This window comes from Novosphingobium arvoryzae, assembly GCF_014652615.1.
Classification (GTDB): Bacteria; Pseudomonadota; Alphaproteobacteria; order Sphingomonadales; family Sphingomonadaceae; genus Novosphingobium; species Novosphingobium arvoryzae.
Genome location: NZ_BMZD01000002.1, coordinates 401,285 through 422,126, shown reverse-complemented (window position 1 = coordinate 422,126; position 20,842 = coordinate 401,285). Strand labels below are relative to the sequence as shown.

The 20,842-nt window shown below is 65.7% G+C and carries 20 protein-coding genes and 1 other RNA gene; 12 read left to right on the top strand and 9 right to left on the bottom strand.

Annotated elements, in window-relative coordinates:
• Positions 1–85: 85 nt before the first annotated feature.
• Positions 86–2,785 (top strand): TonB-dependent receptor, encoded by a 2,700-nt coding sequence (locus tag IE113_RS05335; RefSeq protein ID WP_189539379.1) that lies wholly within the window; start codon positions 86–88, stop codon positions 2,783–2,785.
• Between the two features lie 106 nt (positions 2,786–2,891).
• The gene (locus IE113_RS05330; RefSeq protein WP_189539378.1) at positions 2,892–3,152 is read left to right on the top strand and encodes a hypothetical protein; all 261 of its coding nucleotides are present in this window, start codon (positions 2,892–2,894) and stop codon (positions 3,150–3,152) included.
• 3 nt (positions 3,153–3,155) lie between these two features.
• On the opposite strand, the gene mtgA is transcribed toward IE113_RS05330, so the two are convergent.
• From mtgA to IE113_RS05310, 4 genes are all read right to left on the bottom strand, one after another.
• A complete protein-coding gene (mtgA, locus tag IE113_RS05325; protein ID WP_189539377.1) occupies positions 3,156–3,836 on the bottom strand; it encodes a monofunctional biosynthetic peptidoglycan transglycosylase in 681 nt (226 codons plus the stop codon).
• A gap of 52 nt (positions 3,837–3,888) precedes the next feature.
• Positions 3,889–4,455, bottom strand: a complete 567-nt coding sequence (locus tag IE113_RS05320; protein WP_189539376.1) for a MarR family winged helix-turn-helix transcriptional regulator — start codon at positions 4,453–4,455, stop codon at positions 3,889–3,891.
• An 88-nt stretch (positions 4,456–4,543) separates the two neighbouring features.
• Positions 4,544–5,464 carry an RNA polymerase sigma factor RpoH gene (gene rpoH, locus IE113_RS05315; protein ID WP_189539375.1) on the bottom strand — a complete coding sequence of 307 codons (921 nt, stop codon included), beginning with the start codon at positions 5,462–5,464 and terminating at the stop codon, positions 4,544–4,546.
• Between the two features lie 100 nt (positions 5,465–5,564).
• Positions 5,565–6,515, bottom strand: a complete 951-nt coding sequence (locus IE113_RS05310) for an RluA family pseudouridine synthase (protein WP_189539374.1) — start codon at positions 6,513–6,515, stop codon at positions 5,565–5,567.
• Positions 6,516–6,543: 28 nt separating this feature from the next.
• Between IE113_RS05310 and IE113_RS05305 the strand changes: the two genes are divergently transcribed.
• The 4 genes from IE113_RS05305 to rnpB all read left to right on the top strand — a co-directional run bounded on the left by IE113_RS05305 (position 6,544) and on the right by rnpB (position 8,745).
• Positions 6,544–6,930: a M67 family metallopeptidase gene (locus IE113_RS05305; protein WP_373297840.1), complete on the top strand. Its 387-nt coding sequence runs from the start codon at positions 6,544–6,546 to the stop codon at positions 6,928–6,930.
• 49 nt (positions 6,931–6,979) lie between these two features.
• The gene (locus IE113_RS05300; protein WP_189539372.1) at positions 6,980–7,621 is read left to right on the top strand and encodes a histidine phosphotransferase family protein; all 642 of its coding nucleotides are present in this window, start codon (positions 6,980–6,982) and stop codon (positions 7,619–7,621) included.
• A gap of 12 nt (positions 7,622–7,633) precedes the next feature.
• Positions 7,634–8,335: an N-acetylmuramoyl-L-alanine amidase gene (locus tag IE113_RS05295; RefSeq protein ID WP_189539371.1), complete on the top strand. Its 702-nt coding sequence runs from the start codon at positions 7,634–7,636 to the stop codon at positions 8,333–8,335.
• A gap of 8 nt (positions 8,336–8,343) precedes the next feature.
• An RNA gene (gene rnpB, locus IE113_RS05290) (RNase P RNA component class A) lies at positions 8,344–8,745 on the top strand.
• Between the two features lie 72 nt (positions 8,746–8,817).
• Here the strand turns inward: rnpB and IE113_RS05285 are convergent.
• Positions 8,818–10,128, bottom strand: a complete 1,311-nt coding sequence (locus IE113_RS05285) for a UDP-glucose dehydrogenase family protein (protein WP_189539370.1) — start codon at positions 10,126–10,128, stop codon at positions 8,818–8,820.
• Positions 10,125–10,925: a metallophosphoesterase gene (locus IE113_RS05280; protein ID WP_189539369.1), complete on the bottom strand. Its 801-nt coding sequence runs from the start codon at positions 10,923–10,925 to the stop codon at positions 10,125–10,127. Before IE113_RS05280 ends, IE113_RS05285 begins: the two co-directional genes overlap by 4 nt.
• A 257-nt stretch (positions 10,926–11,182) precedes the next feature.
• On the opposite strand from IE113_RS05280, the gene IE113_RS05275 reads away from it, so the two are divergent.
• Positions 11,183–11,932 (top strand): TorF family putative porin, encoded by a 750-nt coding sequence (locus IE113_RS05275; RefSeq protein WP_189539368.1) that lies wholly within the window; start codon positions 11,183–11,185, stop codon positions 11,930–11,932.
• Positions 11,933–12,028: 96 nt separating this feature from the next.
• On the opposite strand, the gene IE113_RS05270 is transcribed toward IE113_RS05275, so the two are convergent.
• Positions 12,029–12,799 carry an SIMPL domain-containing protein gene (locus IE113_RS05270; RefSeq protein WP_189539367.1) on the bottom strand — a complete coding sequence of 257 codons (771 nt, stop codon included), beginning with the start codon at positions 12,797–12,799 and terminating at the stop codon, positions 12,029–12,031.
• A gap of 94 nt (positions 12,800–12,893) precedes the next feature.
• Between IE113_RS05270 and IE113_RS05265 the strand changes: the two genes are divergently transcribed.
• On the top strand, positions 12,894–13,328 hold the full coding sequence (locus IE113_RS05265; RefSeq protein WP_189539366.1) for a VOC family protein: 435 nt from the start codon (positions 12,894–12,896) through the stop codon (positions 13,326–13,328).
• A gap of 7 nt (positions 13,329–13,335) precedes the next feature.
• Here the strand turns inward: IE113_RS05265 and nhaA are convergent, their stop codons facing one another.
• Positions 13,336–14,550, bottom strand: coding sequence for a Na+/H+ antiporter NhaA (gene nhaA / locus IE113_RS05260; RefSeq protein ID WP_189539365.1), 1,215 nt, complete (start codon positions 14,548–14,550; stop codon positions 13,336–13,338).
• 55 nt (positions 14,551–14,605) lie between these two features.
• Positions 14,606–16,504, bottom strand: a complete 1,899-nt coding sequence (locus IE113_RS05255; protein ID WP_189539364.1) for a VWA domain-containing protein — start codon at positions 16,502–16,504, stop codon at positions 14,606–14,608.
• Between the two features lie 695 nt (positions 16,505–17,199).
• Between IE113_RS05255 and IE113_RS05250 the strand changes: the two genes are divergently transcribed.
• From IE113_RS05250 to IE113_RS05235, 4 genes are all read left to right on the top strand, one after another.
• Positions 17,200–18,627 carry a glycosyl transferase family protein gene (locus IE113_RS05250; protein ID WP_189539363.1) on the top strand — a complete coding sequence of 476 codons (1,428 nt, stop codon included), beginning with the start codon at positions 17,200–17,202 and terminating at the stop codon, positions 18,625–18,627.
• Entirely contained in the window at positions 18,624–19,025 is a 402-nt protein-coding gene (locus IE113_RS05245; RefSeq protein ID WP_189539362.1) for a hypothetical protein, read from the top strand. Before IE113_RS05250 ends, IE113_RS05245 begins: the two co-directional genes overlap by 4 nt.
• An 85-nt stretch (positions 19,026–19,110) precedes the next feature.
• The gene (locus IE113_RS05240) at positions 19,111–20,025 is read left to right on the top strand and encodes a sulfite exporter TauE/SafE family protein (protein WP_189539361.1); all 915 of its coding nucleotides are present in this window, start codon (positions 19,111–19,113) and stop codon (positions 20,023–20,025) included.
• Positions 20,022–20,774, top strand: a complete 753-nt coding sequence (locus IE113_RS05235) for a TIGR02186 family protein (RefSeq protein ID WP_189539360.1) — start codon at positions 20,022–20,024, stop codon at positions 20,772–20,774. Before IE113_RS05240 ends, IE113_RS05235 begins: the two co-directional genes overlap by 4 nt.
• Positions 20,775–20,842 lie beyond the last annotated feature (68 nt).

The window sequence follows — 20,842 nt, the reverse complement described above, 5'->3', positions numbered from 1 at the left end:
AGCGTCGCCAGTTCGCGCTGAACGGCGATTCGCCGTGCGGCTGTCCTGCCAGTTTCAGTGTTCCATAACAGGGATTTACCTCGTCATGCGCCTCAACTTTGCCCTGACTGCAGCCACCAGTGGCCTTGCCATCGGTGTTGCCGCTCTTGCCACCCCGGCGTTCGCCCAGTCGGTCGGTTCGGTCGATTTCGAAAAGGAAATCATCGTCACCGGCACGCGCAGCGGCACTCAGGAAGTGGGCGGGGTTTCGGCTCCCGACACGTCGAAGGCCAAGGCTGTCCTGACCGCCGAGAACATCCAGCGTCAGAATCCGGGCCAGACCATTCTGGACACGATCAACCAGATCCCCGGCGTCAGCTTCCAGAACAACGATGCCTACGGTTCGTCGGGCGGCACGCTCTCGATCCGCGGCTTCTCGTCCGACCGCATCAGCCTGACCTTCGACGGCGTGCCGCTGAACGATTCGGGCAACTATGCGATCTATTCGAACCAGCAGATCGACCCGGAACTGATCGAGCAGGTCAACGTCAACCTGGGCACCACCGACGTTGACAGCCCCACCGCTTCGGCCGTCGGCGGCACCGTCAACCTGCGCTCCAAGAAGCCCGACCACGACATGGGCGTGATGCTCTCGGGTTCGGCGGGCGAGTTCGACTTCATGCGCCTGTTCGCGAAGATCGAAACCGGCGACCTGACCGAAAGCGGCCTGCGCGCCTGGGTTTCGGCCAGCCGTGCGACCAACGACAACCCGTTCAACAACTACGGCAAGGTCAACAAGCAGCAGTACAACGCGAAGATCTATCAGCCGCTGGGCGGCGACGACTTCTTCTCGCTGTCGGGCCACTACAACCAGAACCGCAACAACTTCTTCGGCTCGCTGCCGCTGCGCACCGATACCACGCAGAGCATCGCGAACCAGACCCTGCGCGTCGCCGGTCCGCTGTCGGGCAACCGTTTCCCGATCACCAAGCTGGAACGCTTCTACACCATCAACGCGCCCTGCATGATCCCGGCCGGGGTCAACGGCACGGCTGATGCGGCCAGCACCTGCGGCACGGAATTCGACCGTCGCTACAACCCGTCGAACACCGGCAACGTCCGCGCCCAGCTGCGCCTGACGCTGGCTGACAACCTCGTGCTCAACGTCGAGCCGAGCTATCAGTACGTGAAGGCCAACGGCGGCGGCACCGTGACCGGCGAAGAAGGCCTGCGCGACATCAACCCGGCCGGCGGCACCGCCAACCTCGCCGCTTGCCGCACCACGCCGACCAGCGCCAACAACAGCTGCGTCACCGGCTACATCGGCGGTCGTCCCTACTTCGGTCGTGACGTCAACGGCGACGGCGACATGCTGGACAGCGTCACCGTGATCGCCCCCAGCCAGACCCAGACGCACCGCATCGGCGTGATTGCCGGTCTGCGCTATGAAATGGACGAATCCAACACCCTGCGTCTGACCTACACGTTCGACCGTGCGCGTCACCGCCAGACGGGTGAAGTCGGCGCCGTGGCCTACACCGGCGAGCCGCTGGACGTGTTCCCGGTCAACGAAGGCCTGAAGGACAGCACCGGCACCGTCCTGCAGAAGCGCGACCGTCTGTCGTATGCCGTCCTGCACCAGGTTTCGGGCGAATATCGCGGTGAATTCTTCGACAACCGCCTGACCGTGACCGCGGGCGTGCGCGCGCCGTTCTTCCGCCGCGACCTGAACCAGAACTGCTTCACCACCTCGGCGGGCGGTTTCGTGGACTGCTTCGGCACCAACAGCGCGCTGAATTCGGCCTATGCCACGCTGAACCCGGCTGCTGCCGGTCCGCAGCAGCGCGTGTTCAACTTCAGCAAGGTCCTGCCGAACGTTGGCTTCACCTATGACGTGATCGACAACGTCAGCGTGTTCGCCAACTTCTCGCAAGGTCTGTCGGTTCCGGGCACGGACAGCCTCTACAACGCGTTCTTCTTCGCGCCGGGCACCGCCGGGACCAAGCCGAAGCCGGAAACCACCGACAACTTCGACCTCGGCGTGCGGTATCGCTCGGGCAAGGTCCAGGCGTCGATCTCGGGCTACTACAACCAGTTCCGCAACCGCCTCGCCAGCGCCTATGATCCGGTGCTGGACCAGAACGTGTACCGTAACCTGGGCAACGTGAAGAAGTACGGTCTGGACGGCTACGTCGCCTACCAGCCGGTCGATTTCCTGACGTTCTATGCTTTCGGCAGCGTGATGAAGTCGGAAATCCGCGACAACATCGCGATCGGCGAAAACACCGATGGCACCCCGATCTACGCGCCGACCGCCGGCAAGCGTGAAGCGGGCGCGCCGAAGTACAGCTGGGGTGGCACCGTGCGTGGCCGCGTCGGCCCGGTCGAGCTGGGCATCACCGCCAAGCGGACCGGCGAGCGTTATGTCTATGACACCAACGAAGCCACCTTCCAGGGCTCGTTCGTGCCGCTGGGCGCCAAGACCAGCACGGGTGCAACCCCGGCGCTGACCGCCGCGCAGCAGGCCGCTACCGGCCAGATCTATGGCGCGACGGCTCCGGCCTACTGGCTGGTCAACCTCGACATGCGCCTCAGCCTCGAAGGGCTGGGCCTGAACGACCAGACCTATCTGCAGCTGAACGTCTACAACCTGACCGACAGCTTCTACGTCGGCGGCTTCGGCGGCGGTCTGGTGCAGTCGAACACCTTCAACCGCACCACGGGCGTGTCGTCCTATGGTTCGCCGGGCTTCGTCCAGATCGGCGCCCCGCGCACGGTCAGCGGCACGGTGGTGTTCAAGTTCTGATCCCACCCGGATTGGAACCAACCCAACACGAAGGGGTGGCACTGCGGTGCCGCCCCTTTTTGTTTGGGCGCTTGCTGCGCTTAGAGACCGAGCCTACGCTAGGTAAATGTCTGATTCCTGGATATTCTTGCTGGCTTATCTGGCGATAGTCATCGCCGGGCCTGTGCTGCATCAACGCCGCCGCCGGAACCATGCCCGGCGGCTGGCGGAACTGCGGAGCGGTGCCGCGGAACGCTTCTTGGAGGAGCGCCGCGCACTCGAAGCCTATGCCCCGCGCAGCAAGCGGGCCGAATGGGCTGTGTTCGGCCTGATGCTGGCGCTGTGGCTGGTGCTGGTGGCGATTAAGCTGAGCAACGCTGCCGTTTGACGATTACTCGTAAACGCAGGCGTCCAGCGCTTCGTTGCGGACCACGCTGCTGCGCGCGGCAATGGCATTGCCGTGGCGGCGGGTGAAGCCGGTGGCGCCGGTCACCGCACGGCGCTTCGGCGCGGGCAAAGCGGCGGCGATGCGGGCGGCTTCAACCCGGCTGAGGCGAGCGGCGCTCTTGTTGTAATAGCGCTGCGCCCCGGCCTCGACGCCATACGTGCCGATCCCGGTTTCCGCGACGTTGAGGTACACTTCCATGATCCGGCGCTTGCCCCAGATGTGCTCGATCAGAAACGTGAACCAAACTTCCAGCCCCTTTCGGGCATAGCGCGTCCAGCCGGTGCCCTGCCACAGGAACACGTTCTTGGCGGTCTGCTGGCTAATGGTGGACCCGCCGCGCAGGCGGCCGCCCTTGGCGTTGCGCTCCATCGCCTGTTCGATCGCCTCGGCGTCGAAGCCATTGTGCGAACAGAACTTGGCGTCTTCGCCCGCGATCACGGCGGCCACCATGTTGCGGTCGATCCGGCTGAGCGGTTCCCAGTCCTTGGTGAAGCCATTGGGGTCCGCGATCATCGTGATGGTGATCGGCACCGGCACCCGTTTGTAGACCACGGTCAGACCGACGCTGATGGCCAGGAACCAGACAATCGCGCGGCCCAGGATCCAGCCGAGGCGATAGGCCATGCCGGAATCGCTGCGGGGCCGGGATGGCTTGAACAAGCGCCGCATTCCCGGCCTAGCCAGAGGTCATCGCCCCGCCCAGCTTGAACAGCAGGTCCAGCAGCAGGCGGCGTTCGATGGGGGTCAGCTGTGCGGTGTTTTCCGCCTCGTGGGCGATGATCACCTTGCGCGCGCGGGCCAGACTGTCGCGGCCCTTGTCGGTCAGTTCGATCCGGCTGGAGCGGCCGTCGGTTTCGCTCTGCACCACGCGGATCATGCCGTTTTTCACCAGGCTGCGGGTGAACTGGTGGATGGTGGACCGCTCGATCGCCAGGAACCGGCCGATTTCGATCTGGGTGATGGCGGGGTTCGCTTCGACCAGCCACATGATCGTGACCTGCTTGGCCGTCAGCCCCAGCGCCTTCAGCTTGGGGTCCAGCCGCTGGACCAGCAGCGAATGGCCGATGCCCAGGTGCAGCCCGACAATGCCTTCCAGACCGGCCAGCTTGATGTTGTCGGACCGGCTGGTGCGCCCCTCACGCAGGGGTTCACGCGCGGCGCGCGCGGTGGCGATGGGAGCGGGGCTGGCGATCTGGTCTTCCACGAACGGACGGCTTTCCTGGGGAGCGGATAGGATGGCCATAGAACACGATTCTGGAATGCTCAATTCCCGAACGGCCGATGCCCGCCGCACCTTGCCAGGCGCGGCGGGCGCTTGGGAACAGGCGGGATCAGGCCGCGGGCAGCAGGCGGCGGTCGTCCGCGATGCGCAGCATGGCCTTCTGCAGCTTTTCGAAGGCGCGCACTTCGATCTGGCGCACGCGTTCGCGGCTGACGTTGTATTCCTGGCTCAGCTCTTCCAGCGTCTGCGGTTCGTCGATCAGGCGGCGCTGGGTCAGAATGTGGCGTTCGCGCTCGTTCAGGCTGGCCATCGCTTCGACCAGCAGGGCGTGGCGCATGCCCGCTTCCTGCCCTTCGGCGACCATTTCGTCCTGCAGCGGGCGATCGTCCTGCAGCATGTCCTGCCACTGGCCTTCGCCGTCCTCGTTGAACGAGACGTTGAGGCTGGCATCGCCGCCCATCATCATGCGGCGGTTCATGTTGACCACTTCGGTCTCTGACACGCCCAGCTTGGTGGCAATGGCCTTCACGTCATCGGGGTGAAGATCGGAATCCTCGTAAGCGTCGAGGTTCTTCTTCATCCGGCGCAGGTTGAAGAACAGCTTCTTCTGCGCGGCGGTCGTGCCCATCTTGACCAGCGACCAGCTGCGCAGGATGAATTCCTGCATCGAGGCCTTGATCCACCACATGGCGTAAGTCGCCAGGCGGAAGCCCCGGTCGGGTTCGAATTTCTTGACGCCCTGCATCAGGCCGATGTTGCCTTCGGAAATCAGTTCCGACACGGGCAGGCCATAGCCGCGATAGCCCATCGCGATCTTCGCCACGAGCCGCAGGTGGCTAGTCACCAGCTGCTTGGCCGCTTCCGGGTCCTGGTGTTCCTGATAGCGCTTGGCGAGCATGTATTCCTGCTCGGCCGTCAGCACCGGGAACTTCTTGATCTCGGTGAGGTAGCGGTTGAGGCTCTGCTCACCGCCCAGGCTGGGCATCGTCGTGCCGCTGCTGGCGGGCAGGTTGCGATTGCGTTCGGGCATAAGACTCATTCGTCCTTTCAACGTCGGCCCACCCATTGCAGGACCCTTTAGAGGCATCCCCCGGCGGCGGCCACACAGGCTTTCTATCTACACCAAAGCGTCAGCTTGGTGTCCTCAATTCGACCAACAGCCCCGCCATGTCGGCGGGCAGCGTGCTTTCAAGGCGAATCGCGGCCCCCGTGACGGGATGGATAAAGCCCAGCACGGCAGCGTGCAGGGCCTGTCGGTGAAAGTGAAGCTGGTTGAGCAGCGGCCGAAGCCGTGAAGGTGTGCGTCCATAAACCGGGTCGCCCAATAGCGGATGACCGATTGACGCCATGTGAACGCGCACCTGGTGGGTGCGCCCGGTTTCCAGCCGGCATTCCACCAGCGCGGCGGAATCCAGGCGTTCGAGCAGCTTGTAGTGGGTGACGGCGTGCTTGCCCCGGCCATCTTCCACCAGCGCCATCTTCTTGCGGTCGTGGCTGGAGCGGGCAATCGCGCCGCGAATCGTGCCGGCAACCGGCGTGGGCAGGCCGCCGACGATGGCGAGGTAGGCGCGCTCGATCGAATGATCGGCAAATTGCGCGGCCAGTCCTTCATGCGCGGCGTCGGTCTTGGCGACGACCAGCAGCCCGGAGGTGTCCTTGTCGATCCGGTGGACGATGCCGGGGCGTGCGACCCCGCCGATGCCCGACAGTTGCCCCCGGCAATGGTGCAGCAGCGCGTTGACCAGCGTGCCATCAAGGTTCCCGGCGGCGGGGTGGACGACCAGCCCGGCGGGCTTGTCCACCACGATCAGGTGCTCGTCCTCGTAAGCGATGGTCAGCGCGATATCCTGCGCCTGCGCCTCTGCCGGGATCGCAGCGGGGACGGTAATGGCGAAGGGGGTGCCTTCGGCCGGCTTGGCCGAGGCCTGCGCCGCGACCTTGCCCGCGAGCGTCACGCGGCCTTCGCCGAGCAGCGCCTTGACCCGCTCACGCGACAGCCCGCTGGCATCGGCCAGCGCCTTGTCGAGCCGCTGGCCGCCGCTGGCGATCACGCCGGAAATGATGGAATCTCCCCCGTTCATTGCTAGGAACTTGGGGATGGCAATCACGGTGACAAGTGGCGTTTTGGCCACACTGCGCGAAGAAGCGACACGCGCCCATCCGCAGGAGTGCTGCGGGTTGCTGCTGGGGCGCGAGGATGGCGCAATTCTGGCCGCGGTGCCGGCTGCCAATGTCCATCCCCGGCCCGAACGCCATTTCGAGATCGACCCCGCCGCACTGATTGCCACGCACCGCGCCGCGCGGGCGGGTGGTCTGGCCGTGCTGGGCTATTACCATTCGCATCCCACCGGCCGGGCCGAACCCTCCGCGACCGACCGCGCGGCGGCCAGCGGGGACGGGCGGGTCTGGGCGATTGTGGCGGCGGGCGAAGTGCGCTTTTGGCGCGATGCACAATCCGGGTTCGAACCGCTTCCCCTGCGAGTCGCGGCAGGGTAAGAGAGCGCTGACCATCCCTTATCCCCCTGCTGCGGAAGTCTGCCTGCCCATGACCAATCCTTCGCTCGACCTTGCCGCCCTGCTGTGTTCGCGGCTGTGCCACGACATGCTCAGCCCGGTGGGGGCGCTGTCGAACGGGCTGGAACTGCTAGCCGAGGAAAAAGACCCCGAAATGCGCAAGCGCTGTTTCGAGCTGCTGGAACAGAGCGCCCGGATCAGTGCCGACAAGCTGAAGTTCTTCCGCTTGGCGTTCGGCGCGGCCGGGGGCTTTGGCGAAACCGTGCTGATCGATGAACCGCGCGCGCTGGTCGATGCGCTGGTCAGCAACAACGCCCGCATTTCGGTCAACTGGGCGCTGGGCACGGCCAGCCTGCCCAAGCCGGCGGTGAAAGTGCTGCTCAACCTCTCGATGATCGGCATGGACGCGCTGGTGCGCGGCGGTACGCTGGATATCGGCGCGGAAAGCCGCGACGGGGCGAGCGAGATCGTGGTCCGCGCGGCGGGCGCGAAGATCGCGTTCGACCCGGAAATCGGCAAGGCGCTGGACGGTTCGCTCAGCCCGGATGGGTTGACCAGCCGCACCGCGCCGGCGTGGATGATCCACCAGCTGGCCAGTACGCATGGCGGCGGAGTGCAGTTCGCGCTGAGCGACGAGGCGCTGGTCATGGGGGCAGTGCTGCCTGAAGCATAAGGTCGCGCGGCCATGTCGGAACTGATCCACAGCGAAACGCCATCGCCCAACTGGAACCAGCGGCAGCTGCCGATTTCGATGGTGGTGCTGCACTATACCGGCATGGAAACCGCCGAAGCCGCGCTGGAGCGGCTGTGCGACCCCGCCGCCGAAGTATCGGCGCATTACTGCATCGAGGAAGACGGGACCGTCCACCGCCTGGTGCGCGAAGACCGGCGCGCGTGGCACGCGGGCAAGTCGTTCTGGCGCGGGATCACCGATGTCAATTCGGCCAGCATCGGGATAGAGCTGGTCAATCCCGGCCACGAGTTTGGCTATCGCCCGTTCCCCGACGCGCAGATGGCGGCGCTGCTGCCGCTGCTGGCCGACATGGTGGAGCGCCACGACATCCCGCGCGCCAACGTGGTCGGCCATTCCGATATCGCGCCCTCGCGCAAGGAAGACCCCGGTGAGCTGTTCGACTGGGAATTGCTGGGCGCGCATCGCCTGGCACTGCGCCGACCGCGCCTGCTGGTGCCCAGCCCCTATGAGAACGACGGCGCGTTCTTTCTGGCGCTGGAACGCTTCGGCTATGACATCTCGGACACGGCCGCCGCCTGCCGCGCGTTCCAGCGGCGCTGGCGCCCGCACCGGATCGACGGGGTGGTCGACGGCGAATGTTCGGCGATCCTGTTCGGATTGTTGTTGGATCGCGACACCGGAAAGACTAGGTAGGCGCTTCGCCAGGGGGCCGGGCAGCCGCGTCATAGCTTGCTATGCCGAGGAAAGTCCGGGCTCCACGAAACAAGGGTGGCGGGTAACGCCCGCCGAAGGCAACTTCAGGGAAAGTGCCACAGAGAGCAGACCGCCTGCTTGCAGGTAAGGGTGAAAGGGTGCGGTAAGAGCGCACCGCGCGGCTGGTAACAGCAGCGGCATGGCAAACCCCACTCGGAGCAAGACCGAATAGGGGCGGCACGCCACGGGTTTTCGGACCCGTGGCAGATGGGTTTCGCATCGACCGCCCGGGTTGGTTGCTTGAGCCTGGCAGCAATGCCTGGCCTAGAGGAATGGCTGCCAGTGCGGATACGGTGCCCCGTGGCATACCGTCCGCGCTACAGAACCCGGCTTACAGGCCCCCTGGCGAACTGACCGGCCTGACGACAAGCGCCTGATCCTCCTCGTTTGTGCCTTTGGCAAAAACGGGGAGGCACCGGGCCTCAGGGTCGGCCGATGCTGGTGTAGTGGAAGCCCTTGGCGCGCACTTCGACCGGGTCGTAGATGTTGCGCAGGTCGACCAGCACCGGGGCCTTGGCCAGTCGCTTGACCCGGTCCAGATCGAGCGCGCGGAATGCGTCCCACTCGGTCACGATCACCACCGCGTCGGCGCCTTCGATCGCGCTGTATGCGCTGTCCCGCATGGTCACGTGGGCCATCAGCGGGGCGGCATGGCCCATCCCTTCGGGGTCATAGGCGGTAACTTTCACGCCCGCGTCGTCCAGCGCCTGGGCAATCGCGATCGACGGGGCATCGCGCATGTCGTCGGTGTTGGGCTTGAAGGTCAGGCCCAGCAGCGCAACCTGCTTGCCGCGCGCCGCGTCCATGCCGCCCAGTGCCTCGATCACCTTGCGGCCCATCGCCCGCTTGCGCGCGTCGTTGACCTTGACCACCGCCTCGACGATCCGGGTCGGGGCTTCGTAATCCTCGGCCGTCTTGAGCAAGGCCAGCGTGTCCTTGGGGAAGCACGAGCCGCCATAGCCCGGTCCGGCGTGGAGGAACTTGGACCCGATCCGCCCGTCCATGCCGATCCCGCGCGATACGTCCTGCACATCCGCGCCGACCTTTTCGCACAGGTCCGCCATCTCGTTGATGAAGGTGATCTTGACCGCCAGGAACGCGTTGGCGGCATACTTGATCAGTTCCGACGAGCGGCGCGAGGTGAACAGGATCGGTGCCTTGTTGAGGAACAGCGGCCGATAGACCTCGTTCATCACGCCGCGCGCCCATTCGTCCTCGGTGCCGACGACGATCCGGTCGGGCCGCTTGAAATCGGTGATCGCGGCGCCTTCGCGCAGGAATTCCGGATTGGAGGCCACCGCGAACTTCACGCCGGGATTGGCTTCGGCCAGAATCCGCTCCACCTCGTCGCCGGTGCCGACCGGGACAGTGGACTTGGTGACGATCACGGCCGGCTGCTGGAGGTGCTCACCGATTTCCTGCGCCACCGCATAGACATAGGACAGGTCCGCGTGCCCATCGCCGCGGCGGCTGGGGGTGCCCACCGCGATGAAGATCGCGCCCGCGCCATCGATCCCGGCGGGCAGATCGGTGGTGAAGGTCAGCCGCCCGGCCTTGACGTTGGACGCGACCAGTTCGGCCAGGCCAGGCTCATAGATCGGCATGATCCCGGCCTTGAGGCTGTCGATCTTGGCCGGGTCCTTGTCGATGCAGACCACTTCGTGACCGAAGTCGGCAAAGCAGGCCCCGGAAACCAGCCCGACATAGCCGGACCCAACCATGGCAATTTTCATGAAATACTCCTTTGCGAGACGCGGATCGCGCCGTCTTCCGCCCGAGCCTCGATCAGCCAGCGGGTTTCCCCTTCGAGGCCGAGCGCGGTCAGCACGCCGGTTTCGTAAGCGCCGGTGTCGATGCCGATGCGGTTATGCAGGATGTCCGGCTTTTTGAAAATGGTGTGGCCATGAACCACCACCGCGCCGTGGCTGCCGGGATGGTCAAGGAACGGCTGGCGGATCCAGCGCAGGTCGCCGACCCGCTGCTGGTCGAGCGGGACGTCCGGCATGATCCCGGCATGGACGAACGCATAATCGCCCAGCACGATGGTATCTTCGAAGCCGCGGATGAAATCGATGTGATCCGCCGGAATGGCGCCGCGCATCAGGGCCTGCGTTTCAGCCAGGTCGGCGGCGTGATATGCGTCTTCGTTCACGCCATAGCTCAGCACCGTTTCCTTGCCGCCATAGCGCAGGAAGTGGCGCAGCACTTCAGGCTTTTCCAGGCTGTCGAGGAACATCTCCTCGTGGTTGCCCATCAGGATGCGGACGGCGCGCGCGGCCTGCCATTGGCGGGCGCGCTCCACCACGCCCGCGCTGTCCGGTCCACGGTCGATCAGGTCACCCAGCAGCACCACGGTGGTCTGCGCCGCGCTGCGCGCCGCATCGTCGGCATCGATTGCCTCGGCCAGCGCGGCGAACAGGTCGGCACAGCCATGAATGTCGCCCACGGCATAGGCGCGCGTTCCTTCCGGCAGGGCGGCGCGCGGGGCTGGCGCTGATCCGGCGAAGAGGCTGCGAAGCTTGGAGAACATTGGACCTTCCGGGGGTGTGAGGCGCGCTATAGCGGCCGCCGGATTAACGAACAATGTCAACTGCACCGCGGCCTTGCTGCGTTGCCATAAAACCACACTGTGCGGCTTTTGCGCAATCTTTGTGCGCTTTTCCTCTTGTGCGGTGCAGCAAAAAGATGTTCAGGATCGGGTGTCCGCGGTGATTGGCCCCGAAAACGAGGGTCGACGCGGTGGATGCAGGTGGGACGAAGCACCAAACAATCGTAAGGAAGATTGCCATGCTCACGTCCGTCCGCGGCCTTTTCGCCGCTACTCTTCTCGCCGGCTGCGCATTGGCCGCCACTCCCGCTCTGGCCGACGAAACCGATCCGCCCAGCGATGTGACGGTGACCGGCAGCGTTGCCCTTGTCACGGACTACCGTTTCCGCGGCCTGTCGCTCAGCGGCGGCGATTTCGCGGTGCAGGGTTCGGTCAACGTCAACCACTCCAGCGGTTTCTACGCCGGTGCCTGGGCTTCGAGCCTTGAAGATTCCCCCGTTTACGGCAACGCCGAACTGGACGTCTATGCTGGCTGGACCGGCGAGATCGCGTCGGGCGTGACCGCCGATGTCGGCCTGCTGTACTACGTCTACCCGAACGGAAACGTCGGCGATGCCAACGTGTTCGAACCCTATGCCTCGATCAGCGGCTCGCTGGGTCCGGCGACTGCGAAGGTCGGCGTGGCCTATGCCTGGAAGCAGGATTCGCTGGGCGGTGACGACAACCTGTATCTCTACACCGACTGGAGCCTGGCCGTTCCCGAAACCCCGCTGTCGGTTTCGGCGCACCTGGGCTACACCGATGGCGCGCTGTCGCCCAAGCTGCTGACCGGCGTCAGCACTTCCGGCGGGCTCGACTACTCGGTCGGCGCGGCTTACCAGATCACCCCGGCGCTCTCGCTGGGCGTGAGCTATGTTGGCGTTGAAGGCGCGTCGATCGACGGCTTCTCCAACGACGCGGTCGTGGCGACGCTGAAGGCTTCGTTCTAAGCCGCTGCCGCGAAAGATTGCGCAAGACTGCGGCCCGTCCCGGTGTTCCGGGGCGGGCCGTGCTCGTTGGGGCCGTGCTCGTTCTGGCGGGGGCCATCAATCCAATGAGAACTGGACGGTGGTGACTACGCGGACCTTCTTGAACGGAGTGTCGGCCATGCCCCAGCTGCCGCCGCCGCTATCGTCCCCGCTGGTTGCGTCGCGGTCCATGACCGAGAAGTAACCCTGGGTCGCGCTGCGGATGCTGCCGACGCTGGTACCGCTGTCCTTGGCAAACTGCTCGGCCGAAGCGCGCGCGTCCTTGGTGGCCGCCGCGATCATTTCCGGCTTGATCGCGTTGAGGCGGGTGAAGCTGTAATTGATGCCCGATCCATCCTCCAGCACCACGCCCTGGCGGACCAGATCGAACTGGCGCTTGGCGGCGGCCTGCGCGCGCTGGATGTCGGTGGTGCGCAGGGCAAAGCGCTGGCGCACGGTAAAGCGCGGCACGCCGTTATCGGTGTATTGCGATACGTTCACCCCGGTCGGTTGCAGGTCCGCGGCGGGAAAGCCGGCCTGCTTGAAGAACGCGCGGATCGCCGCGCCATCGCGGTCGGCGCTGGCCTGCGCGGTGGCAAGGTCGGTCGCGGTGGAACTGAACGACAGGGTCCAGGTAGCAAGGTCGGCGGTAACGTCCCGCTCTGCCAGACCGCGCACGGTGACGGCGCGGTCGGCATCCTTGGCCCGGACCAGCCCGTTGCCCAGCAGGTATCCGCCCGCGATCAGGCCCACGGCCAGCACCCCGGCGGTGGCGAGATAGCGGCGGGTCTGTCCGTCCTGCCAGAATGCGGTGGCGGGGGCGGGGGTATCGAGGCTAGAGTCGGGCATGGGGATTCTCCCTGTTGGCAGCGCAGATTTGCGCCTTGCCAGCTTGCTGGACGATGAACCGTTCTTTTCTGTCGACAAACCGTTGGGTGAACCGATGACCAAATTTCTCCACACGATGATCCGCGTCACCGATCCGGACGCGACCATCGCCTTCTTCAACCTGATCGGGCTGGAGGAAGTCCGCCGCTTTTCCAGCGAGCAGGGCCGCTTTACCCTGATTTTCCTGGCAGCGCCGGGGCAGGAAGGGCTGGCCGAGGTGGAGCTGACCTATAACTGGCCGGCCGAGGATGGTTCGGCCGAAACCTATACGGGCGGACGCAACTTCGGCCACCTGGCCTACCGGGTGGACAACATCTACGAAACCTGCGCGGCGCTGGCGGCGGCCGGGCATATCATCCACCGCCCGCCGCGCGACGGGCATATGGCGTTCGTCAAATCGCCGGACGGGATCTCGGTCGAACTGCTGCAGGACGGCCATCTGCCGCCGCAGGAGCCGTGGGCCAGCATGCCCAATACCGGCACCTGGTAAGCCGCGCTTACCCGTCGCGCTGGCCGGGGGGCCGGTCCAAGGGCTGGGGTGCGGTGCGCAGCACCAGAAAACCCAGCAGCGCGGACAGCAACGACCCGGCCAGCACGCCCAGCTTGGCTTCCTCCACCAGCAGCGGGCTGGCGGGGAAAGCCAGCTGGCCGATGAACAGGCTCATGGTGAAGCCGATCCCGCAAAGCAGGGCCATGCCCCACAGCTGGCGCCAGCTTGCGCCTTCGGGGCGATGGGCGAGGCCCAGGCGGTCGGCCAGCACGATCGCGCCAAGGATGCCGACCTGCTTGCCCACGAACAGCCCCAGCGCAACGCCGATGGGCAGCGGGGCCAGCATGTCCTCGATGCCCAGTCCCGCCAGCGCGACGCCCGCGTTGGCAAAGCCGAACAGGGGCACGATGAAATAGGCGCTGATCGGGGCCAGTGCATGCTCCATGCGCAGCAGCAGGCTGTCTCCGTGTGCATCCAGCTTCATCGGCACGCAGAGCGCCGCCAGCACGCCCGCGACCGTGGCGTGGACGCCGGAATGCAGCACTGCGTACCACAGCAGACCGCCCACCAGCATATAGGGCCAGCCCCGCGTCACGCCCGCACGATTGAGCACCACCAGCGCCGCCAGCGCGGCTGCCGCCCAGCCCAGCCAGACCAGCTTCAGCCCGGCGGTATAGAAGAACGCGATGATCGCCACCGCGCCGAGGTCGTCGACAATGGCGACCGTCAGCAGAAAGAGGCGCAGCGAGGCAGGCGCGCGCTTGCCCAGCAGGCCCAGCACGCCCAGTGCAAAAGCGATGTCGGTCGCCGCCGGGATCGCCCAGCCGTTGGCCAGGCCGGGTTCGCCCCCGGCCACCAACAGATAGACCAGCGCGGGCACGGCCATGCCGGCGGCAGCGGCCAGCACCGGCAGCCGGCGGCGCGCGGGCGAGGACAATTCGCCGTCGATCACCTCGCGCTTGATTTCCAGCCCGACGACAAAGAAGAACATCGCCATCAGGGCATCGTTGATCCACAGATGCAGCGTGTTCAGCTTGGGCACCGGTGTCCACGGCAAGGTGGCGTGGAACAGCGCGTGATAGCCGTGCGCCAGCGGCGAATTGGCCGCGATCATTGCGGCAATCGCGACAACAATCAGCAGGATGCCGGCGCCTGCCTCACCGCCGAACAGGCGGGTGGCAAGGGTGGCGAGAGGCGAAAACGGATGGCGGCGGGCAGTCATATCCGCTGGATTCGCCCAACTGACGCGGCGTTGCAACCAAAACCGGACGGGACGACTACAGCGTCAGGCGAAGGTCGCTCATGGAGGTCGCGATCTTCTTGAAAATCTCGTTCAGCTCGTCGCTGTCGTTGGCTTGAAAGGCTTTGCCGGGGCCTGCGCACTCTTCCATGATCGGGTTCAGCGAAGTCCCGAAGGCCACGATCCAGACAGTGATGTTCTTCTTCTTGGCTTCCTGACATGCAAAGCTGAAGCGCTGCTCGATCGTCTGGGTCAGCGACAGGGCCGAGCCCGGCGCCCAGCGTCGCCGGTCGAGCGGTTCGAAGCCATAGCTGGAATAGCTGATGTCCAGTGCCGAGGTCTGCCCGTCGGTCAGAAACACGATGTTGCGGCTGGTCGGGCGGCCATCGGCCGGGTTCGCGTTTTCCGCCGCGAACGGACCGGTGGGAGACAGCAACCGCGCGCCCCAGATCATGCCGATGTCGTGATAGGTGCTGCCGCCCGCCTTCAGCGTGGCGACGTAATCGGTCACGGCCTGGCTATCCATCTCCGCCAGGGCGCGTGCCGGGCTGGGGCAGGCGGCCGTGTTGGCGACCCAGGGGGCGATGTATTCCGCCGTGGTCGCGGCACTGGCAAGATCGAAATTGCCGCTGTTGTCCCACTTCTTGGCCCGCCCGAAAATCAGCTTGGGGTATTGCGGGCGCCACTGCGTCTTGCTGTCCCCGGCCGTCGGGACAAGGTCGATGTTCAGATCGAGCGCGCGGCTCAGGTCCACGGCGCTGTAGTCGTCGATGATATAGGTGTCGCGTTCCTCGATGCAGCCGTTCGACCCCGTGCGCCAGCCGCTGACGTTCACTTTTTCCGGCCCATATTGCCAGTTGGTGCCGATCTGCAGGGCGGGCGTCTGGAAGTACTTATACGTGTCGATATAGCTGGTATAGGCTTCCTTGTTGACCGTGCAGGTCGTGCCCGAGAGCGACACCGAATAGACGTTGCCGTTGCGGGTACGCTGGTAGGTGGAAATGTACTGCGTACCGGCCGGCGGGCCAGCGTATGCTGCGCTGGTGTTGGAAACCAGCACGGTGTTGGACGTGAGCGTGTTTGCCGGAACGGTCGGGCAGGTATAGACCCCGCCAGACAGCGTGGCGGCATAGGTGGCATGCACGGTGCGGTTCACTGTCCCCGAAATCGGCGAGGACGCGGTCCACGAGGTATAGTAACCGGACGTATTACCCGATCCCAGCATCCGCCGCGACTGGTAGGTCCATTCGCTGACGACCCATTCGTCCTTCAGCAGATGGCCGACGTTGACGTTGGTGGAATAGGGCAGGAAGCCATAGCGGATGCGGGCATTTTCCTGCTTGTTGTTTTCCAGTTCGGTGTGGAAGTCCAGGATCACGTCGCGCAGGATCTCGATCCGCGGCTTGGTATCGCCGGGATTGGTCTCGTTCATCGATCCGGTCACGTCCAGCACCAGCATGACGTCCGTATCGGTCGAATCGAGCTTTGCGCCGCAGGATACCTGCAAGTCCAGCCGGCTGTACCCGAACAGGTTCATGATCGTGGTGGGCACCTCGACGGTGGCCGTGCCGTCGATGGTGGTGTCCGGATTGATCGTCACATCGAAATCGCGGTTTTCGGTGCCATAGGCGCCGTCGCGGAAATTGAGGTTGAAGAAGCGGTGGCCGACATCCTCCACCCCGGAGTTGTCGACGCCAAAGCCCACGGCGCCGCTGCCCAGCTTCTTGCGCGCGGCCAGCACGCCTGCGTCGCAGGCCTGCTGCAACCGGGTCTCCGCCAGATAGCCGCGCCCCATGTCGATCGCGCCGCCGACCAGTGCCAGCAGCGGAAACATCCCCGCCGCGATCATCCCCAGCGTATTGCCCGCACGGTCGCCAGCCAGCCGGCGCAAGGCGCCGGGCAGCCGTTTGGCCATGATCGTCGGGGCAAGGGTCACGCGGTTACAGGTCCTGTGGGGTGCGGTTCGAAGCCCGTGATAGCCCGGCGCGCGATTAATTCCCGTGAACGGAGATGGTTTACAGCCGTTAGCCACGATCTGTGCAATTGCCCGGAATATCCCAATCCGCCCATGATCTTCCGCCGGATCGGCCAGTGAGGCTCCATTAACGTTTGCGCGCTAATCCGGCCGGATGCGCCGGGCACCGAAAACTCCAGTCGTATCGGGAACGCTGTATCGCAATGTCGCGATACTGGCGGTTGGGCTGGCTATGCTCATGGCCTTGTTCGGCAGCGCCGACCCGGCCGATGTCCCGGCCGCACAAACTGACCGGCGGGTGATGGCAGCGGCCCCGGAGACGCCCGCCAGCCAGCCCGAGCCGGCCGCCCCGGTCGACGACGGTGAGTCTGCCGAACCAGCGGCCGAGGCGGTCCCGGCCGAGGGGGCGGCCCCGCCGTCGCCCTTGCCCGAGGGGGCAATGCAGCCCGGCGCGGCAGGGCGGCCAGTCAATCCGGTGCGACCCACTCCGGCCCAGTTGGCCCATCTGATCGAGCAGTCCCGCTTGCGGTCTGGCGCGAATCCGGGCGGGGACTGAACGGCGGGCCCGCGTCAGCGCGCCCGCAACGCGTTGCAACCATTGTGGATAAGTTCTAGGCTGGCGCTCGGGCACGAGGCTGGCGGGGATGCACGCGGGAATGACGGGGGCGGATGGCTGGCTGCTGGGCGCACTGCAGGTGCTGGCGCTGGCCGAGCACGAGTTGCTGGTTTTCGCGGCATTCTGGTTCACCATCGGACTTTTCGACGAACTGGGTCTGGACCTGGCCTACCTGTGGCTGCGGCTGACCCGGCGCACGCGGACCGTGCGGCTGGCGCCCGGTTATGGCGTGGATCGGCTGATGGGCCCGGTGGCGGTCATGATCCCGGCATTTCGCGAAGCGGCCGTCATCGGCACCACGATTGCCCACGCGCTCAAGGCGTGGCCGCAGCAGGAACTGCAGCTCTACGTTGGCTGCTATCGCAACGATCCTGCCACTCTGGCCGCCGCCATGGCGGCGGCGGCGCGGGATCCGCGCGTGCGGCTGGTCGTGCACGGCGCCGAAGGCCCCACCACCAAGGCTGACTGCCTGAACCGGCTATACCGGGCGCTGTGCGACGATGAACAGCGCCGACAGCGCTGGTTTCGCGCGGTGGTGCTGCACGATGCGGAAGACATGGTCCATCCGGCCGCCCTGCAGGCCATCGATGCCGCAGTGAGCGCAGTCGATTTCGTCCAGCTGCCCGTGCGCCCCGGACTGTTGCCGCAATCGCGCTGGGTCGCCGGGCACTATGCCGACGAGTTCACGGAAAGCCATGCCAAGGCGCTGGTTGTGCGCAGTGCGCTGGGGGCTTCGTTGCCGGCGGCGGGGGTGGGCTGCGGGTTTGCCCGCGTGGCGCTGGAACGGTTGGCAGAGCGGCGACGCGATGCGGGTGAAGCCGATGCCGGACCATTTGCGCCCGAATGCCTGACCGAGGATTACGAACTGGGCCTGACCTTGTCTGCGGAAGGGCGCGGCAGCGCATTCCTGCGACTGCGTGATGCCGACGGCAATCTGGTCGCCACGTCCAGCTATTTTCCCGCCCGGCTCGATCAGGCGGTGCGCCAGAAGACCCGGTGGATTCACGGCATTGCCCTGCAAGGGTGGGAGCGGCTGGGCTGGTCGACCAAGCCGGTCGAATTGTGGATGGCCCTGCGGGACCGGCGCGGTCCGTTGACGGCGCTCGTGCTGGTGGCGGCTTATCTGCTGCTGCTGATCGATGCCATCCTGTTGCTGGGAGAGGCGTGGACCGGTCAGGCCTTGTTTGTGCCCCTGTCCGCGCCCGCCCGGGTCATGGTGGTGCTGAGCCTGGCCGGTCTGGGCTGGCGGCTTTTGGCGCGGCTGGTGTTTACCGCCCGCGAATACGGCCTGGCCGAGGGGCTGCGCGCTGTTGTGCGGGTGCCGGTCGGCAATGTGATCGCGATCATGGCGGCGCGGCGCGCGGTGGCCGCCTATCTGCGCTCGCTGGGCGGCGGTGATGTGGTTTGGGACAAGACCGACCACGCGGCCCACCCGGCCACGGCGCGACTGGGCAAGGTGCGGGCATGACCCGGCCGCGTCGTTCCAATCGCCTGCGCCGGGGGCAACCCCTGATCGCGCTGGCGCTGTTGCTCTCGGCCTGGGTCGGTGCGCGGGCGGTCCTGCAGGATAGCTTCTCCGGGCCAGCGCCCGAACCGTCGTCAGTCGTCCGGGCCGGGCCGGAGCCAGTCGCTCCGCCGGCAATGGCCGCAACCGCTCCGCCTGCCTCCGTAGCCGAGACTTCTGTGGTCCGGGTCCGGCCGGCAGCGCCCCGTCCGTTCGTGACGGCGCCGCAGGCCGCACCCGATTTCGAGCGGCTGCGGCAGGCCGAAGAGCATCAATTGCTGTGGCTGAGCGCGGTCGCGCCCGGGGCGGAGCCGGCTGGGCAATCCGTTTCCATTCCCGCTGTGACAGAGGTTGCGGAATAATCCGACCGCGCGGGGCTTTTTCGCAGTTTTATGGCAAGCCCGGCCTTCCTTCCGGCCACGGAAAGGGATAGGCCAAGGCGGTACAATGGACGTCTATCTTCCCATCGCCAACCTGTCGGTGAACGGCCTGGTGATCGTCGCGCTGGGTGCGCTGACGGGGATCCTTTCCGGCATGTTCGGCGTCGGCGGCGGGTTCCTGACGACGCCGCTGATGATCTTTTACGGCATCCCTCCAACAGTCGCCGCGGCTTCTGCGGCCAGCCAGGTCACCGGAGCCAGCGTTTCGGGCGTGTTCGCGCATTCCCGCCGGGCCGGGGTCGATTACCAGATGGGCGGCGTGCTGGTTGCGGGCGGCTTCATCGGCACACTCATCGGGGCGGGTTTGTTCAGCCTGCTGCAACGGCTGGGCCAGATCGATGTGGTGATCAATCTGCTGTATGTCCTCCTGCTGGGCGGCATCGGTTCGATCATGGCGCGCGAAAGCTGGCAGACGCTGCGCGCGCAAAAGACCGGCGTGCCGCTGCCCGCGCGCAAGCGGCGGCACCACCCGATGGTCGCCAGCCTGCCGCTGCGCTGGCGGTTCTATCGCTCGGGCCTCTACATTTCCCCGCTCGCACCGTTGCTGCTGGGGATGTTCACGGGCGTGCTGACGATGCTGATGGGGATCGGCGGCGGGTTCGTACTGGTTCCGGCGATGCTCTATATCCTCGGGATGAGCGCGAACGTGGTGGTCGGCACATCGCTGTTCCAGATCCTGTTCGTGACGATGGCGACCACGATGATGCACGCGCTGACGACAAAGGCGGTGGACATCGTGCTGGCGGTGCTGTTGCTGATCGGGTCGGTTTCAGGGGCGCAGATCGGCGCGCAGCTGGCCGAGCGGCTGCCCGCCGCACGGCTGCGGTTCGTGCTGGCATCACTGGTGCTCGCGATCGCCTTGTCGATGGCGCTGGGCCTCGGCTGGCGTCCGGATGAAATCTACACGGTGGAAGCGCTGTGAGGGTGCTGATCGCCCTCTTGGCATTCTTCGCGCTGACCGGCGCACGCGATCCGATCCTGGTGCCGGAAGTCTCCCAGCACGAAATCCAGGTGCGTCAGGGCTTCACTGGCACCGAGTTGCTGCTGTTTGGCGCCATTCTGACCCCGGATGGCACCCGTGCCGGGCAGGATTACGATATTGTGGTCGTGCTTAAAGGGCCGACCCGATCGATCATCCTGCGCGAAAAACAGCGCATTGCGGGCATCTGGGTCAACGCCGACAGCACCGAATTCCGCTCGGCCCCAACGTTCTTCGCCGTCGCCTCGTCCCGCCCGATCAAGCAAATCGTCGATGACAAGACGGCGGCGATTTACGAACTGGGGTTGCCCTGGCTGCAGCTGTCCCCGATCGGTGCCTATGACCCGGCCGAGCAGGCGCGGTTCTCCGCCGGCCTCGTCGATCTGATGCAGCGCGAAGGGCTCTACAAGGAGGATTCGCGCGGGGTGCGGGTGAGCGAGCAGGTGCTCTATCAGGCGCGGATCGCCTTGCCATCCAGTGTCCAGACCGGCGGCTATACCGCTGAAACATTTGCCATTTCCAAAGGGCGAGTAGTCGCCTCCGCGATCAGCCGAGTCGAGGTCAAGAAGCTGGGCTTCGAACGGGCGACAGCACTGTTCGCGGAGAACTACGGGTTCCTGTACGGATTGCTGGCCGTGGCGATCTCGATTGGCATGGGCTTCCTTGCCGGGCGCCTATTCGCGCTGGTCTGATAACGTTCTACGGGCGAATTTAGCCCAAAATTAACGTTCCAAACCTATGTCCTGACAGGCAAGCGGGT

Bases quoted from the DNA above. Each gene is read 5' to 3' on its own strand.
- IE113_RS05335 (WP_189539379.1), top strand. From the start codon at position 86: ATGCGCCTCAACTTTGCCCTGACTGCAGCCACCAGTGGCCTTGCCATC.
- IE113_RS05330 (WP_189539378.1), top strand. From the start codon at position 2,892: ATGTCTGATTCCTGGATATTCTTGCTGGCTTATCTGGCGATAGTCATC.
- mtgA (WP_189539377.1), bottom strand. From the start codon at position 3,836: ATGGCCTATCGCCTCGGCTGGATCCTGGGCCGCGCGATTGTCTGGTTC.
- IE113_RS05320 (WP_189539376.1), bottom strand. From the start codon at position 4,455: ATGGCCATCCTATCCGCTCCCCAGGAAAGCCGTCCGTTCGTGGAAGAC.
- rpoH (WP_189539375.1), bottom strand. From the start codon at position 5,464: ATGCCCGAACGCAATCGCAACCTGCCCGCCAGCAGCGGCACGACGATG.
- IE113_RS05310 (WP_189539374.1), bottom strand. From the start codon at position 6,515: ATGAACGGGGGAGATTCCATCATTTCCGGCGTGATCGCCAGCGGCGGC.
- IE113_RS05300 (WP_189539372.1), top strand. From the start codon at position 6,980: ATGACCAATCCTTCGCTCGACCTTGCCGCCCTGCTGTGTTCGCGGCTG.
- IE113_RS05295 (WP_189539371.1), top strand. From the start codon at position 7,634: ATGTCGGAACTGATCCACAGCGAAACGCCATCGCCCAACTGGAACCAG.
- IE113_RS05285 (WP_189539370.1), bottom strand. From the start codon at position 10,128: ATGAAAATTGCCATGGTTGGGTCCGGCTATGTCGGGCTGGTTTCCGGG.
- IE113_RS05280 (WP_189539369.1), bottom strand. From the start codon at position 10,925: ATGTTCTCCAAGCTTCGCAGCCTCTTCGCCGGATCAGCGCCAGCCCCG.
- IE113_RS05275 (WP_189539368.1), top strand. From the start codon at position 11,183: ATGCTCACGTCCGTCCGCGGCCTTTTCGCCGCTACTCTTCTCGCCGGC.
- IE113_RS05270 (WP_189539367.1), bottom strand. From the start codon at position 12,799: ATGCCCGACTCTAGCCTCGATACCCCCGCCCCCGCCACCGCATTCTGG.
- IE113_RS05265 (WP_189539366.1), top strand. From the start codon at position 12,894: ATGACCAAATTTCTCCACACGATGATCCGCGTCACCGATCCGGACGCG.
- nhaA (WP_189539365.1), bottom strand. From the start codon at position 14,550: ATGACTGCCCGCCGCCATCCGTTTTCGCCTCTCGCCACCCTTGCCACC.
- IE113_RS05250 (WP_189539363.1), top strand. From the start codon at position 17,200: ATGACGGGGGCGGATGGCTGGCTGCTGGGCGCACTGCAGGTGCTGGCG.
- IE113_RS05245 (WP_189539362.1), top strand. From the start codon at position 18,624: ATGACCCGGCCGCGTCGTTCCAATCGCCTGCGCCGGGGGCAACCCCTG.
- IE113_RS05240 (WP_189539361.1), top strand. From the start codon at position 19,111: ATGGACGTCTATCTTCCCATCGCCAACCTGTCGGTGAACGGCCTGGTG.